Origin of the sequence: Citrobacter sp. RHBSTW-00881 (assembly GCF_013728515.1) — a bacterium.
Taxonomy (GTDB): Bacteria; Pseudomonadota; Gammaproteobacteria; order Enterobacterales; family Enterobacteriaceae; genus Citrobacter; species Citrobacter braakii.
This window is the reverse complement of record NZ_CP056269.1, coordinates 3239436-3253608: the sequence shown is the minus strand read 5'-3', so window position 1 is coordinate 3253608 and position 14173 is coordinate 3239436. Positions and strand designations below refer to the sequence as shown.

The 14173-nt window shown below is 48.2% G+C and carries 15 protein-coding genes, 1 pseudogene and 1 riboswitch; of the genes and pseudogenes, 10 read left to right on the top strand and 6 right to left on the bottom strand.

All coding sequences use genetic code 11. The annotated features are described in order from the left end of the window. Window positions 1–6: 6 nt before the first annotated feature. Window positions 7–1062: an ABC transporter substrate-binding protein gene (locus HV311_RS15805; protein WP_149381045.1), complete on the bottom strand. Its 1056-nt coding sequence runs from the start codon at window positions 1060–1062 to the stop codon at window positions 7–9. Window positions 1063–1283: 221 nt separating this feature from the next. Further along, a riboswitch (cobalamin riboswitch) is annotated at window positions 1284–1507 on the bottom strand. A 165-nt stretch (window positions 1508–1672) separates the two neighbouring features. Then, window positions 1673–2257 (bottom strand): GNAT family N-acetyltransferase, encoded by a 585-nt coding sequence (locus tag HV311_RS15800; protein ID WP_317985461.1) that lies wholly within the window; start codon window positions 2255–2257, stop codon window positions 1673–1675. A 552-nt stretch (window positions 2258–2809) separates the two neighbouring features. On the opposite strand from HV311_RS15800, the gene HV311_RS15795 reads away from it, so the two are divergent. From HV311_RS15795 to HV311_RS15775, 5 genes and pseudogenes are all read left to right on the top strand, one after another. Continuing rightward, the gene (locus HV311_RS15795) at window positions 2810–3619 is read left to right on the top strand and encodes a CatB-related O-acetyltransferase (RefSeq protein WP_191220158.1); all 810 of its coding nucleotides are present in this window, start codon (window positions 2810–2812) and stop codon (window positions 3617–3619) included. Between the two features lie 147 nt (window positions 3620–3766). Beyond that, window positions 3767–3874, top strand: a pseudogene (locus HV311_RS28040) (YcgJ family protein); the annotation flags it as partial. A gap of 184 nt (window positions 3875–4058) precedes the next feature. Continuing rightward, window positions 4059–4766 carry a purine-nucleoside phosphorylase gene (deoD, locus tag HV311_RS15785; protein WP_101699902.1) on the top strand — a complete coding sequence of 236 codons (708 nt, stop codon included), beginning with the start codon at window positions 4059–4061 and terminating at the stop codon, window positions 4764–4766. A 38-nt stretch (window positions 4767–4804) separates the two neighbouring features. After that, a complete protein-coding gene (gene tsgA, locus HV311_RS15780) occupies window positions 4805–5959 on the top strand; it encodes an MFS transporter TsgA (protein ID WP_016156155.1) in 1155 nt (384 codons plus the stop codon). 96 nt (window positions 5960–6055) lie between these two features. Beyond that, window positions 6056–6892 carry a nucleoside-specific channel-forming Tsx family protein gene (locus tag HV311_RS15775; protein ID WP_049271392.1) on the top strand — a complete coding sequence of 279 codons (837 nt, stop codon included), beginning with the start codon at window positions 6056–6058 and terminating at the stop codon, window positions 6890–6892. 47 nt (window positions 6893–6939) lie between these two features. Here HV311_RS15775 and HV311_RS15770 read toward each other — a convergent pair whose 3' ends face one another. From HV311_RS15770 to dsbA, 4 genes are all read right to left on the bottom strand, one after another. Next, window positions 6940–7626, bottom strand: a complete 687-nt coding sequence (locus tag HV311_RS15770; protein WP_191220157.1) for a Crp/Fnr family transcriptional regulator — start codon at window positions 7624–7626, stop codon at window positions 6940–6942. 121 nt (window positions 7627–7747) lie between these two features. Beyond that, window positions 7748–8041 (bottom strand): chaperone modulator CbpM, encoded by a 294-nt coding sequence (gene cbpM / locus HV311_RS15765; protein WP_016156156.1) that lies wholly within the window; start codon window positions 8039–8041, stop codon window positions 7748–7750. Further along, window positions 8041–8961, bottom strand: a complete 921-nt coding sequence (cbpA, locus tag HV311_RS15760; RefSeq protein WP_016152571.1) for a curved DNA-binding protein — start codon at window positions 8959–8961, stop codon at window positions 8041–8043. The genes cbpM and cbpA overlap by 1 nt, the downstream gene beginning before the upstream one ends. A 206-nt stretch (window positions 8962–9167) precedes the next feature. Next, entirely contained in the window at window positions 9168–9791 is a 624-nt protein-coding gene (gene dsbA / locus HV311_RS15755) for a thiol:disulfide interchange protein DsbA (RefSeq protein WP_016156157.1), read from the bottom strand. 397 nt (window positions 9792–10188) lie between these two features. On the opposite strand from dsbA, the gene HV311_RS15750 reads away from it, so the two are divergent. The 5 genes from HV311_RS15750 to HV311_RS15730 all read left to right on the top strand — a co-directional run bounded on the left by HV311_RS15750 (window position 10189) and on the right by HV311_RS15730 (window position 14071). Further along, the gene (locus HV311_RS15750) at window positions 10189–10593 is read left to right on the top strand and encodes a VOC family protein (RefSeq protein WP_016152573.1); all 405 of its coding nucleotides are present in this window, start codon (window positions 10189–10191) and stop codon (window positions 10591–10593) included. Window positions 10594–10663: 70 nt separating this feature from the next. After that, entirely contained in the window at window positions 10664–11026 is a 363-nt protein-coding gene (locus HV311_RS15745; RefSeq protein WP_191220156.1) for a copper resistance protein, read from the top strand. Between the two features lie 48 nt (window positions 11027–11074). After that, complete coding sequence (locus HV311_RS15740) at window positions 11075–12955, top strand: protein-disulfide reductase DsbD family protein (RefSeq protein WP_191220155.1); 1881 nt, start codon at window positions 11075–11077, stop codon at window positions 12953–12955. Beyond that, on the top strand, window positions 12952–13575 hold the full coding sequence (locus HV311_RS15735) for a DsbA family protein (RefSeq protein ID WP_046274457.1): 624 nt from the start codon (window positions 12952–12954) through the stop codon (window positions 13573–13575). Before HV311_RS15740 ends, HV311_RS15735 begins: the two co-directional genes overlap by 4 nt. Continuing rightward, complete coding sequence (locus HV311_RS15730) at window positions 13565–14071, top strand: protein disulfide oxidoreductase (RefSeq protein ID WP_016152577.1); 507 nt, start codon at window positions 13565–13567, stop codon at window positions 14069–14071. The genes HV311_RS15735 and HV311_RS15730 overlap by 11 nt, the downstream gene beginning before the upstream one ends. Window positions 14072–14173: the final 102 nt, after the last annotated feature.

The following is a 14173-nucleotide window of genomic DNA, read 5'->3' as shown; positions in this document are numbered from 1 at the left end:
CGTAGATTAATGAGCAGCCTGCGGATGTGCTAAGCCATATTCAACAAGGGCATCAGCCAGTTTTTCCACACCATCAATAGTTCTGATCCCGGCATTCATGGTCTGTACGTCAATGACCGGTAGATGGTTTTCCTTGACGGCAGGAACCAGTTTGGCGACAGGATCGGACTTGAGGTATTCCATCTTGACCTTCCAGTCATCCGCCGGGAAGCGGCGACGGCTCATCTCACCGAGCACAATGAGTGAAGGATTCGCTTTTGCGATGGTTTCCCAACCCACCGTTGGCCACTCTTCAGCAGAATCAATCACATTCTTCACTCCCAGCGTTTGGGCGATCCATGCCGCCGGACCAAACTTCCCGGCAACGTAAGGGTCAAGCTGGAGATCGGCGCTTGAGAACCAGAACACGGCGGAAACATTCTCATTCATTCCGGTAATTTTGTTTTTCGCTGCGGCTTCACGTGCTTTAAGGCTGGCAATCAGCGCCTCGCCTTTATCCTGAACATCGAAGATTTTCGCCAGATCGGCGACTTCCTGATACACCATGGCAATATCAAACATGCCCTTACGGACACCGTCACCACCATCTTCGTTATCTTTCGCACAGTCAGCTGGCGCGGTGTAAACGGGAATTTTTAGTTCACTAAACTGTTCGTAAGAGGCAACCGTGCCAGCAGGGCCGATTTGCCACTCAAACTGACTGGCGATCAGATCCGGTTTTTTCGCCACGATCCCTTCAAAGCTTGGAATATTTTGCGCGATAACGGCGACTTTTTCGTTTGCTGTTTTATAAGCCTCCAGTACCGGGCCAAACCACAGCGAAGTACCCACGACGCGATCGGCCAGCCCCAGTGAATAGAGAATCTCGGTACTGTTCTGACCCACCGTCGCCACGCGCGTTGGTGCCTGATTGAAGGTAATATCGCGGCCACAGTTTTTAATCGTCAGAGGATATTCGGTTTTTGCTGCCTCGGAAAAACCGGAAGTAAGCAGGAGAGCAGTCGTGCCAAAAATAGCCAGAAGCGTTTTTTTAGAGAAGTAAAAGGTAGAATTAGCGTGCATTATCATCGTCCCGTTGATGCCAGAATCTTAAGGTCTGGTCATGGCTTATTTCATTCCATATATCGGGAGGAGACATGAAGATAGATGACATTGAATCGTGAAATTTAAGAATGAAGATATGCAAAAAATGCAAATAAGCTTTACTCAGCCAAAATCTTATTCATAAATACACTACCGCTTGCGTCAAATAATTCATCCCATGGACCATCCCGTCCACTCAATGGCATATACCTTTGACAGCAGGTCTCCTGACTCACGGTAATCAGAATATCGGCCTTCCCATAAAGATGAACTTTACAGTGACCTGTGGTTTATGAGCCACACAGGGATATTCTGCATCCGCCTACAGTTGCGGGGGCAGTTATGGAATTGAATTGAATAATTCTCACCATATTCCTATTCATATACAAAAATGTAATGAAATGCTGTCGAAAGCGACTCTAGCGGCAATTGTTAACAAGGTCAACCATAGAGGGTAAGAGATAAAAGGTAGTGGTGTAGAAAAAAATACCCATTTAATACAGTGAGTTATGATTTTGTTGGTTACTGCGATGTTGTAAATGAAAATAGCAACAGGAAGCTAAATGAGAATTGGTTGATATTGATCAAATTACACGCATGCTGAAACTTCTGTGTATGAAACATATTGATCACCATCAAAAGTTCCGCATATCAGCGCTTGACTCTTTTTTTGTGTACTCTCCATATGTACCAATTGCCATTCATCCTGCATATCCATAATCACGTTAAAATTGTTACGCAACCAGAAATAATACCCTCCGGGTAAAAAATGATGTGTGTGGAGATACAAAGTCTTATATTGATGTTGCTGACAGAATACCTCAGTTAAAGCAAACAACTGACTTCCGATCCCCTGTCTGCGGTAGCGCTCATCTACGTAACAACGACAAATTTCCGCCGTTTCAGCCAAGTTATAGCGACCACGTAGTTCAGTAATACGATCATCATATTGACATACCGCCAGTGTAGCGATTAATTCCTGGTTTTCACTCCACGCGCAAAGTAATAAATTCCTTTCCTGCAAGATATACTGTTGTTCGAGATCAAAGAGATCTTCTTCGGCAGAAGGCATGGCTCTACCGGCATTGAAGAATAAATTAAGATGCTCAACAAGAAACGACTGAACAGCAGGAATATCGGCGGGAGTCATCTCACTAAACCTAAATGGGATCATGGCAGCATAACTCAAATTTAGAACGGAAAATGATAATAACAATAAGACCACTTTAAAAACAATATTGAGCAGTAAGAGACAGACTCGCAATTGCATACGGAGCTATTCTCATTACGGGTTATAAGTGGTTGTTTGGGCGGTCTCCATAGAGTGCAATCAGGCAGAAACACTTAACAAAACTCTTCGCGCAGAAGGTCAGGCTGTCGCGAGAACTAAGGTTTTCAGCGTCCTCTTGGGATAGAAAAAAGAATTGCATCTTATTGGGCTGCCAGGCATTTGCAACTGGGGCTGCATTTTTTTCTTCATTACCTGGATTGCCCTAATAGAAAAGCATCTGACATTTTGTTTTTGAAAACGACGTCTCAAAACATATCTGTATTCATTCTCTAAGCAGAATATTATAGAAACTAAATTATTAGTGGTAAGAGTAAATGTCACAACAAGGTGATTTACAATATGTATTATTTCATGCTGTAATAGTTGATTAAGGTTAGGGTTTAGAGTATCTTTAATCTAATCGTAGATTTTCAAATAAAAGCAGACAATAACAGTATGAAAACCAGACTCTATAATTTTTCAGAAGACATAAATGAAATTTTTGTTTTTAGATGGACTCGGAAGCACTATGAATTTTGCATGGATAACGATATCTTTTTGAATCATAGAGGTAAGAAAGTTTATAAAGAAAGAAATTTGTTACTATTCTCGAAAGGTGACAAAATTAGAATTGAAGCTGATGTTATTGCTGAACAATATTCCACAATGCCAGTAAAAAGTTTTTCTAGCGTTGGTGCGTTTTCATTTCCAACCTGTTATTTTCCGGGTAATGTAAATATCGGAAGATTTTGTAGTATTGCATCAAACGTAAAAATCATGGGAGGGAACCATCCTATGAATCGTTTTACAACTCATATGCTTACTTATAATGGCGAGTTTGATAAATATGCTGCCAACGAGTTCGGACAAAACTGGGTATTGAAACCATTTATTACAAAGCCTAAAAATACAACGATTGGCAATGATGTCTGGATTGGCAATGATGTCGTTTTAAAAGGTGGTATTTCAATTGGTGATGGTGCTGTTGTTGCAGCAAATTCCGTTGTTACTAAAGATGTGCCTCCATATGCTATTGTTGCAGGGGTTCCTGCGAAAATTATCAAATACAGATTTGAGTCAGATATTATTGAACAGTTGTTAAAAATAAAATGGTGGAACTATAATTACACCGATTTACCCGATAACAGCAAGTGTGATGATATTATAAATTTTGTCACTGAAATGAGCACGTTGATATCGAATGGCACTATAAAAGAAAAAGCATATAAAAAATTTAATCTTACCGAAATATTTACAACTCTTTAGTTTAATATGTCATTGTTGGGACTGTTATCCGGCGCAAGCAAAATGAGATAAGGACAACACGATGACAAAAGTTAGCATCTTGCTAGCGATGAGCGTTTTGCCATTGTCAGCATACGCAGCAACGACCGGACTAACCAGTCCGGCACCGAGCGTCTGTGTAGAAACGATCGCTATTTCGGGCCAGATGGTAAGCGTAGCGGGAAAGTGAATACTCGTTACACCGCTCTATTGTTCAGACAGAACGATAAATCCTGATAGTCCTGCGCGTTTTCCCTGCCTGCGCGGCGGGGACGCCGTTTTCTGCTTTTCCATCTGCCCGCAACACTAACTCTCAGAAATGAGAGGCCGATCCTCTGAGCAGGACTTTTGTCCTCAATCCTGTGCAATCATCTGGTTACAATCCCTGCATATCTTCAATACCCATAATTCAGGAATTGTTATGACTGCACATATTAATGCCAAAGCGGGTGATTTTGCGCCAACCGTTATTATGCCGGGCGATCCGCTTCGCGCTAAGTTTATTGCCGAAAATTATCTAATGGATTACCGCGAAGTCACCAATGTACGCAATATGCTGGGCTATACCGGTCTTTATTTTGGGCAACCTGTTTCGGTGATGGGACATGGCATGGGTATTCCGTCAATGACGCTTTATGCTCATGAACTGGTACATGACTTCGGTGTACAGCGAATTATTCGTGTCGGCAGTCTGGGGGCAACACAACATCATGTCAAAATGCGAGATATTATTCTTGCCATCGCCGCCGGAACGGATTCCGTTACTAATTTAAAACGTAGCGCGGGCTACGCGATGGCGACATCTGCCCATTTCCCATTATTGCAGCAGGCGTGGGCATTGGCGCAGAAGGCCGGTATTGACGTTAAAGTCGGCAATGTCTTCAGTGGCGATCTTTATTACGATCCTGACGAAAATTTAATACCTGCACTGGAAAAGTTCGGTGTGCTGGGTGTGGATATGGAAGTGGCAGGGTTATACGCTTTAGCGCATCAGTTTAATATTGAAGCGTTGGCTATATTAACCGTATCCGATCATTGCCTGACAGGAGAAGAAACAACAGCAGAAGAACGGCAGTTAACCTTTAAAAATATGATAGAGCTGGCGCTAAATACAGCTGTTACGGCTTAGCATCAGCATTTAAATGAACCAATCAGAGATGGCATTATATGAAGAATAAAATAGCACTTACGCTGATTAGTTTTCTGGCAAATTTTATTATGGCAGGATTTGCCAGTCAGTTTGGCATGCTGATTGAACCGATTGCAGTACGCTACAGTGCCGATGTGAATACCGTCGCCTCGATATTTTCATTGCTTAACGGTGGGGCGTTAGCCGGGACCATCGCCGCCTTTTTCCTGATTGAGAAAATCGGCGTTAAGCGTATGACGCTCATTATCTATTCGATAGTGTTCCTCTGCGCTCTGGCAATGCACTTAAGCCCTGGCTTATGGCCGGTGATGGTCGCCATGACCCTGGTGGGTTTCTGCGGCGGGATTGGTCTGTGCGTGGCGGGAACGATCGTGGTTTCGGTTTGGCAGGATCGCATTCAAAGTACGATGCTGGTGGTACAGGACGCCACCTTTAACGTCGCGGGCGTAGTTTTCCCGCTGATTACCACCTTCGCCCTGACGCACAATATGTCGTGGAGTTACAGCTATCTGAGCGTAGGCATAGTGGCCTTACTCACGCTGGGCGTTGTGGCTCTCACCCGCTTTACCGCCTGTGAAACGGCTCCTGCAGCGGATAGCGCAGACCCGGTTAAATCCGAGTGGAATCCAGGGATTATCAGCGGAGGCATTGGCCTGTTCTTAGGTATGTTGGCGCTGTATACCTTCCTGACCTGGGCACCATTATTTGTGAAGAACAAATTTGGTATTCCCTTCGAAGAAGCAGGTAATATTATTACGCAATACTGGGGTGCTGCGCTGGTCGGCGCGTTAGTCTCAACCGTTATTGTTTCCCGCGTAAAGATACATTATTTTCTGCTTAGCATTATTTTGTTAGCTTGCGTTATTACCACCATCATTGTCACGAAGGAAAATATCTCCGGGCTTGATTATCTGGCCTATAGTTACGGGTTTGTCTGCGCAGCGCTGTATAACTCCTTTATTGCCTACGGGGTTTCTTTCGTGAAGCGCGCGAGTAGCCAGAACGTTTCTTATATTTTAATTAGCGGTAGTGCTGGCGCCATGTTCAGTCCGGCGATCAGTGCGCTAATGGAAAAAACTATGGGATTGCAGAAAATTATGTACGCAATACCGGTGTTGTATTTAATTATCTTTATTATGTTGATGGGCACATTAAAACTCAAACGTAATTAAACACAGTAATAACGCTTACCTCTTTAATTAGATAGCCCGCCGTCACGCCATTTATCTGGTGGGGCGACACTCAACCTTGCTCAAAGGAATTGAAAAATGCTGAAGAAAAATAAATCAATGATGAAAAAAACAGTTCTGGGTGCGGTAATTGCGATGTGCTGTACGCAAGTACTTGCGGCTGATTATGCCGATGGCAACATCCGCAAAAATGATTTTAACTGGATGCAGATGAACTTAATGCAAAGTGTGGATGCGAAAGTGCCTTATGGTATTCGTAATGACACCTATCTTGAACTGGAGTTTGGCGCACGATCCGGGATTATCGATCTGTATGGTTATGTGGATTTCTTTGATATTTTGGATCGCGAGCAGGACGATCGTCACGGGGGGGATAACTTCTTTGCCAAGATATCTCCACGTTTTTCCCTCGACGCCATTTTTAATAAAGATTTATCCGTTGGGCCATTTAACGAATTCTATATCGCAACGGTAAATAACATTGGTGACCGGGAATTATTTGAGCATTACGTTGGTCTCGGCACGGATGTTAAAGTGCCGTGGTTTGGTCTGGTGGGAATGAATATTTATGCGCACTATGTACGTGAAAATTACGGTGCAGATAACGAAGGCAAGTGGGATGGTTACATGTTCTCGACCAACTGGTCGACGCCGTTCTATACGTTCGCCAACGGCAGTTATTTGAACTATCAGGGTTACTTTGACTACCAGTTCGCCGCGAACAAGATTGCTAACCAGCCGTTATATAGCAATAACGCGATTGAATGGTATAACGGCATCTACTGGCATTCAGAGCATTATGCAGTAGGTTATGGCTTAAAATATTTCCGCAACATGGCATTAATGGAAAACCACGGTGGAGCAGGGCGTACCACCGGGCTGGGTCACTATTTCAACCTCACCTATAAGTTCTGATTGCGCTGAAATGACACACCAATGCTCCGTTTGCCAGGGTTGGTGTGTCAGTCAATGATGTCATTGCCGAGAAATTTACGCAGCCCATCCAGATCCTTAATCTCCAGTCCTTGCTTCGTGCGCGTTACCAGCCCGGCATCCGTCAGCGCTTTCACCGCCCGCCGATAGACCCGGTCGGTGGTGCCGAATCGCTCAGCTTCCTGGTATTTTTTATGAAAACCATCCATTGGCTGCTTGTCCTGATGCTGGCGATACAGGTCATACGCTACGTTATGTACGATAGGGTAGAGCATCCGGTGCAGGAAGATTTCCAGCATATCCTGATAATCAACGGCCATTGCGCTGGCGAAAAATATCGCCAGTCTGGGGTGCTGGTTCAGCGCTTCCTCCAGACGGTCACTGCTGCATACCGCCACGGTCAGCGGTTCTTCGGCTACGATATCAAGCTGGCAACGATACCCGGTAAAAAACTCCATTTCGCCAAACAGTTGCTCATCACATTCCATTGCACCCAGTTGAAAACGGCGACCATTCTCCGCGCTATAACGCAGAGAAATTCTCCCTGACTGCACCATGATTAGTCGATCGACTACCTGTCCCTGGCGGTAAAGATAGTCATCTTCCTGGATAATCTGTGTTTCAGAGAGCAACTCCTGGAATATCTTCTCAATTAAGGCATCATCTTGCTGCCAGATATTGTGAAAACGACCTTTTGTGAGGGGCTTAAGCTGCATGGCTCAACGTCTTATTGTTTGAGATAATTCTTATCGCTGACTGTATGCCATCTGCTGCGCAATGTCATTAAGAGCGGGTTGCGGATAATAAAAGGGCCAGCACCATGCTGGCCTTGACACATTAAGGATGGCTGATAAAACGAGACAATCGCTGGCGCAGCAGGCGGTTTTCCTGCCGCAGTTGAGCGTTCTCTTCCAGCAATGTCAGCGCAACGGCAATTCCCGGCCAGTCAAGTTCCAGCTCCTGACGCAGGCGTATCGCGCGACGCATGACGTTCAGCGCATGATCGTCAAAAGTCTCGTCTTCATGAGGTTCTATCACCCCTAAGCCGACAATCTCATGTAGCTCTTCTTCTGACACACCGGTGTACAGACAAAACTCGGTAATGGTAAAGGTGACGGTGACGTTAGCCATTATGCTTTCCCCCACTCTTTGCGCGGATCAAAGGTCTTTTGTGCATCCGCCAACTGCTGCCACAGGGCGGCGCTGGCGTCGTCAGGTTTCGGCGGCATGACGATTTTGATCACCGCATACAAATCGCCGGTATGTTTTTTACTTACCAGACCTTTGCCCTTAATGCGTAACCGCTGCCCGGCCTGGCTGCCCGCAGGAATGGTCAGCAGGATGCTCTCTTTTAACGTCGGAACGGTTACTTTCGCGCCCAGCGCGGCTTCCCACGGCGCCAGGGGAACGACCACTTCCAGATCCTGATTAACGATATCGAACAGCGGATGTGGCGCGATATGAATCACCAGCCACAAATCACCATTTGGCCCACCGTTTTCACCGGGGGTGCCCTGGCCTTTCAGACGAATACGCTGACCGTTACCGACGCCAGCCGGAATTTTCACATTCAACGTTTTAGGAATTTCACGTTCGACCATGCCGAACGCATTGTAAACCGGCAGGGTGTAACTGATCGTGCGGCTATGCTCGGTAAGCGTTTCTTCGAGGAATACGGCGACTTCAATTTCAATATCGTGCCCGCGGCTGGCATGACGCTGGCGAGACTGTTGCGCATGCTGACCAAAGATGGAGGAGAAGATATCGTCGAAATCTTCGGCGTTATAGCGTTGATTCTCTCCTTGTTGGAATTGACGGTTGAACTGTGGGTCGTTGCGGTGCTGCCACAACTGGTCGTACTCGGCGCGTCGCTGTTCATCACTCAGGACTTCCCAGGCTTCAGCAACCTCTTTAAACCGGGCCTCCGCGTCAGTCTCTTTGCTGACATCAGGATGATATTTACGGGCGAGTCGACGATAGGCGGTCTTGATTGTCTTGAGATCGTCTGTCGGTTTCACGCCCATAATGGCGTAATAATCCTTTAATTCCATAGCGTTCTCTCGTGTAAATCAACACTTGCAGAAGGTGAACCCTGACAACAGGTATCACCGCTAAGTTTAGGGTAATCCTGATAACGGAGAATGCCAACCGGGAAGGGAGGATATTGCTATAAACGATGCGGGCATTGCACCACCAACAGCGCTTTTTAACGTTATGGCGTCTGTTGTGTGGTGCGAATAGTGAGATTAGCTAAACATCAGGATTTAGTGATCAGGAAGCGGACCGTATCAGCATAGTTTTGTACGAACGCGTTAAGGTCATCAGATTTCAGTCCTTTCGGATTGATCATATATTTACCGTTGATAAAAATGGCGGGCACACCGGTTAAATCTACGGCTTTAGCCATTTCTTGCTGTTTGGCTGTTAGTGATTTCACGGCAAAACTATTCCATGCAGCATCATAATCACTGGCACTGACGCCCGCGCTGATAAATACGTTACGTATATCGTCCGCCGATTTAATGGTTTGTTTTTTCTGCACGGCATCAAAAAGCAACGGTTTAACTTTATCTTGCACGTTCAACAGCATGGCGACGGACCAGGCGTGCGTCATGTCTTGCCCCAGAGGGCCTAAAAAGTCGACGTGGTATTCGGTGAGTTTGACGTCAGCAGGCAAAACTTTTTTCACGTTATCAGTGATTTCAAAAACTTCATCGTACTGATAGCAGGAAGGACAATAGAATGAGAAAAACTTCAGCGCTGCCGGGGCTGAAGCGACGGGTTTTTCCAGTGAGATAAACTCTTTGCCGTCGGTAAATGGTGCTGCCTGAGCGCTAACGGTAAAAAGTAACCCAATCAGGGGTAATAAATATTTTTTCATTTCCATATACTCTAAATAACATTCAATAAACAAATTTTCTGCGAATGAATACGCTCTTCATTGCGTCGGGCTATAATACGATAATCACCTAAAAATGCGCTGACCCTTACTTTCATTTACGCATCAATACGTAGCGGGACAGTATTTATGTACTGTTCTGCGAATATCCTTTGGTACTCTTCGTAAATAGTGAATGATCACTTCCGTGATATTTCCGCAATTATTTTGGAAATGTTATATTGTAATAAATAAAAACGAAAATATGATTAATTATCATTTAATTTATAAAACGTGAGCCGCAACGCCTTGCGCTATGTTCTGTCAACGCAGCCGTAAGATTCTCTTTTTCTTGTAGCGTGTGAATGAATAGGGTAAGTGTCTGAGATGAGCAACCAAAATGGATATCGCTATGATTGACCACCTGGATCATCTGGTATTGACCTCCAATAATGAAGAGGCATGCGTTCGTTTTTATGTCGAACTTTTAGGGATGAGGCTGGAAACCTTCGCGCAAGGGCGGAAAGCCTTCGTCTTTGGCAATCAGAAAATTAACCTCCACATTCGGGGAAAAGAGTTTGAACCCAAAGCTCACGCGCCAACGCCGGGGGCGCTGGATTTGTGTTTTATCACCACGCGTGCGCTGGAAGAGGTGATTGCCACGTTTCAAACGCACGGGGTCGATATTGTTGAGGGACCGGTTGCACGAACCGGTGCGATGGGACCGATTCGCTCGGTTTATGTCAGAGATCCCGATCTCAATCTGATTGAAATCGCGGTATATCCTGCTGATGACAGGACATAACTTTACAGCGCAAAGGTTGCCAAAACCTGGTGAGTGGTTAAGATAACTCGCATCAATCAGTGAGGGTATAATGGCGAAACGTCAACGGATGGGATGGTGGTTCTTCTGTCTGGCATGTGTTGTGGTGATGGTTTGCACCGCACAACGCATGGCGGGCCTGCACGCGTTGCAGATGAACACCGTTGCCACAAGCGTGGTCGTAAGCGCACAAGCGCAGACCGATGAGGCCTCGTCTGTTACCCCTTGTGAACTGAGCGCGAAATCATTACTGGCGGCGCCCCCGGTACTGTTCGAAGGCGCTATTCTGGTGCTGTGTCTGCTGCTGTCGCTGCTGGCGCCAGTGCGGGCGTTTCGTCTGCCTTTTTTCCCACCGCGAGCCATCTCGCCGCCCACGCTAAGGGTACATCTGCGATTTTGTGTCTTCCGTGAATGACAGAACAGCCGTTGCTGACTGTTAGATAATTATTCACGGAGAAAATATATGATGACTGTTTTCAGGCAGGCGCTGCTCTGTCTGTTATTGCTATGGCTGCCCGTATCCTGGGCGGCTGAACCCGGCTGGCTGCGTTCATCCGATAACGATCACGCCAGTGTGCGGTTACGCGCTGATACGTCCTCAGGCGGCGAAACTCGTCTGTTGCTGGATGTTAAACTGCAGGACGGCTGGAAAACCTACTGGCGTTCGCCGGGTGAGGGAGGCGTCGCGCCATCTATCGCCTGGCAAGGGGAAATGCCTGCGGTCGACTGGTTCTGGCCAACCCCTGCACGCTTTGAGGTCGCTAATATCACGACCCAGGGCTATCACGATAATGTGACGTTCCCGATGGTTGTGCGCGGCAGATCGCCCGCCACGCTTAGCGGTGTTTTGACGCTATCCACCTGTAGCAACGTTTGCCTGTTGACGGATTTTCCTTTTTCCGTGACCTCCACGACCCAGGACCCGACTTTTGCGCATGACTATGCGCAGGCAATGGGGCAGATCCCGCTTGCCAGCGGCCTGACCGATACTTTGCGCGCTGGCGCACGGGCCGGCGAGCTGGTCGTCGAGGCTCACCGCGCGGGAGGCTGGACTGCGCCTGGGCTGTATCTGGACGCCGTTGATGATGCTGATTTTGGCATGCCGCAAATTCACGTCGCAGGTGAGACGTTACGCGCCACGGTACCTGTTCATGACGGTTGGGGGGAAGGCGCGCCGGATTTACGCGGTAAGTCGGTCACGCTGGTGCTGTCAGATAACAGTGTTGCCCAGGAAAGTCGTCTTGCGATTGGCGAAGCCCCGGTTATTGAGAACGCCTCACTCCCATTGTGGCAGGTGGTGCTAATGGCGCTGCTGGGCGGTTTGATCCTCAACCTGATGCCCTGTGTATTACCGGTTCTCGGCATGAAACTGGGCTCTATTTTGCTGGTTGAGGAAAAAAGCCGTCGCCAGATCCGCCGTCAATTCCTCGCATCGGTAGCCGGGATCCTGGTCTCCTTTATGGCCCTGGCGCTATTGATGACAGTGCTACGTTTAACCAATCAGGCGCTGGGCTGGGGGATCCAGTTTCAGAACCCGTGGTTCATTGGCGTCATGGTCGTGGTGATGCTGACATTCAGCGCCAGCCTGTTCGGGTGGTTTGAATTCCGCCTGCCTTCGGCGATGACCACCACGCTGGCGACTCGCGGTGGCAATGGCTTGTCGGGACATTTCTGGCAAGGCGCATTTGCGACCCTGCTCGCCACGCCGTGCAGCGCCCCGTTTCTGGGAACAGCGGTAGCGGTGGCATTGACCGCTTCGCTGCCAACGTTGTGGGGACTGTTTATCGCACTTGGCCTGGGGATGAGCTTGCCGTGGCTGCTGGTGGCTCTGCGTCCCGGTCTGGCGCTGCGTTTGCCGCGTCCGGGACGCTGGATGAATATTTTGCGGCGTCTTCTCGGTGTCATGATGCTGGGGTCGGCTATCTGGCTTGCGACGTTGCTGCTCCCACATTTAGGGCTGGCCGGACACGCTAGCGCTAAAGAAAGCGTGAACTGGCAACCGCTTAGCGAGCAGGCGATTGAGGATGCGCTGGCGCAACATAAGCGTGTGTTCATTGACGTCACTGCCGACTGGTGCATCACTTGTAAGGTGAACAAATACAACGTGTTGCATAAAGATGACGTACAGGCCGCGTTGCAACAGCCGGATGTAGTGGCGCTGCGCGGCGACTGGACGCTCCCTTCTGAAGCCATCACCGAATTTCTGAAAAAACGCGGCCAGGTTGCTGTGCCGTATAACCAAATTTATGGCCCCGGTCTGCCGGAAGGCCAGGCGTTACCAACGTTGTTGACCCGCGATGCGGTATTGCAAACGTTGACCGATGCCAAAGGAGTAACCCCATGAAAATAATGATTGTTCTGCTGTTAACCCTGTTTTCTGCCGTCAGCGTAGCGAAAGAGCCTGCACCGTTTACCCCGGAACAGGAAAAGCAAATTGAAGCATTAATCCAGGAGGCTCTGTTTAACGATCCCAACAGCCCGCGGATTGGCGCTAAGCAGGCGAAACTGACCCTGATAAACTTCACCGATTACAACTGCCCGTACTGCAAGCAACTGGATCCCATGCTGGAAAAAATTGTGCAGAAATATCCTGACGTGGCGGTAGTGATTAAACCGCTGCCGTTTAAAGGGGAAAGTTCGGAACTGGCGGCGCGGACCGTGCTGACCACCTGGCTTGAGCATCCGCAGCAGTTTCTGGCGCTACATGAAAAACTGATGCAGAAAAAGGGTTACCATACCGATGTCAGTATCAAACAGGCGCAGGAAAAATCGGGAGCCAGTCCGGTGACGCTGGATGCCCAAAGCGCTGAAACGCTAAGCACTAACCTGCAACTGGCGCGACTGGTGGGCGTGCAGGGCACCCCCGCAACGATTATTGGTGATGAGCTTATTCCCGGTGCGGTGCCGTGGGAAACCCTTGAGGAAGTGGTCAAAGAAAAGCTGGCGGCGGCCAATGCTCAGTAAACTGCGCCGCTGGCTGCGCGAAGGGCTGATCTTACTGGCGCTGTTGGCAGGGGCGATGCTGCTGATGGATGTCTGGCGCGCGCCGCAGCTCCCTGGCTCTTTTGACAGCACGCCTTTGCAAACGCTGGATGGTGAAACCGTCACGCTGGCGGCGCTCAGCAAAGACGAGCCGGTGCTGCTTTATTTCTGGGCGAGCTGGTGCGGCGTTTGCCGCTTCACGACGCCGGAAGTCGCCAGGCTGCGTTCGGAAGGGGAAAACGTGATGACCATTGCGTTACGCTCCGGCAGTGAAGCTGAGGTGTCTCGTTGGCTGTCGCGTAAAGGCGTGGACTTTCCGGTCATCAATGATGCGAACGGGGCAATTTCCCGCAGTTGGGCGATTAGCGTCACGCCCACGCTGGTGGTAGTGTCACAAGGTCGGGTGGTGTCAACAACCAGCGGCTGGACCAGCTACTGGGGCATGAAGCTGCGGCTGTGGTGGGCCAAAACGTTCTGATAATGTGCCGGGGAAACCCGGCATTTTTTATATTATTACCCGTAAGCGGGAAGACATATTTCGTTGCCTGGCGAAGCGAGCATTGCGATTAACGTCCAGAAT

What these genes read in the sequence shown, in the direction of transcription:
- HV311_RS15805 (WP_149381045.1), bottom strand. Translation starts at nt 1,062, where the DNA reads ATGCACGCTAATTCTACCTTTTACTTCTCTAAAAAAACGCTTCTGGCT.
- HV311_RS15800 (WP_317985461.1), bottom strand. Translation starts at nt 2,257, where the DNA reads ATGATCCCATTTAGGTTTAGTGAGATGACTCCCGCCGATATTCCTGCT.
- HV311_RS15795 (WP_191220158.1), top strand. Translation starts at nt 2,810, where the DNA reads ATGAAAACCAGACTCTATAATTTTTCAGAAGACATAAATGAAATTTTT.
- deoD (WP_101699902.1), top strand. Translation starts at nt 4,059, where the DNA reads ATGACTGCACATATTAATGCCAAAGCGGGTGATTTTGCGCCAACCGTT.
- tsgA (WP_016156155.1), top strand. Translation starts at nt 4,805, where the DNA reads ATGAAGAATAAAATAGCACTTACGCTGATTAGTTTTCTGGCAAATTTT.
- HV311_RS15775 (WP_049271392.1), top strand. Translation starts at nt 6,056, where the DNA reads ATGCTGAAGAAAAATAAATCAATGATGAAAAAAACAGTTCTGGGTGCG.
- HV311_RS15770 (WP_191220157.1), bottom strand. Translation starts at nt 7,626, where the DNA reads ATGCAGCTTAAGCCCCTCACAAAAGGTCGTTTTCACAATATCTGGCAG.
- cbpM (WP_016156156.1), bottom strand. Translation starts at nt 8,041, where the DNA reads ATGGCTAACGTCACCGTCACCTTTACCATTACCGAGTTTTGTCTGTAC.
- cbpA (WP_016152571.1), bottom strand. Translation starts at nt 8,961, where the DNA reads ATGGAATTAAAGGATTATTACGCCATTATGGGCGTGAAACCGACAGAC.
- dsbA (WP_016156157.1), bottom strand. Translation starts at nt 9,791, where the DNA reads ATGAAAAAATATTTATTACCCCTGATTGGGTTACTTTTTACCGTTAGC.
- HV311_RS15750 (WP_016152573.1), top strand. Translation starts at nt 10,189, where the DNA reads ATGGATATCGCTATGATTGACCACCTGGATCATCTGGTATTGACCTCC.
- HV311_RS15745 (WP_191220156.1), top strand. Translation starts at nt 10,664, where the DNA reads ATGGCGAAACGTCAACGGATGGGATGGTGGTTCTTCTGTCTGGCATGT.
- HV311_RS15740 (WP_191220155.1), top strand. Translation starts at nt 11,075, where the DNA reads ATGATGACTGTTTTCAGGCAGGCGCTGCTCTGTCTGTTATTGCTATGG.
- HV311_RS15735 (WP_046274457.1), top strand. Translation starts at nt 12,952, where the DNA reads ATGAAAATAATGATTGTTCTGCTGTTAACCCTGTTTTCTGCCGTCAGC.
- HV311_RS15730 (WP_016152577.1), top strand. Translation starts at nt 13,565, where the DNA reads ATGCTCAGTAAACTGCGCCGCTGGCTGCGCGAAGGGCTGATCTTACTG.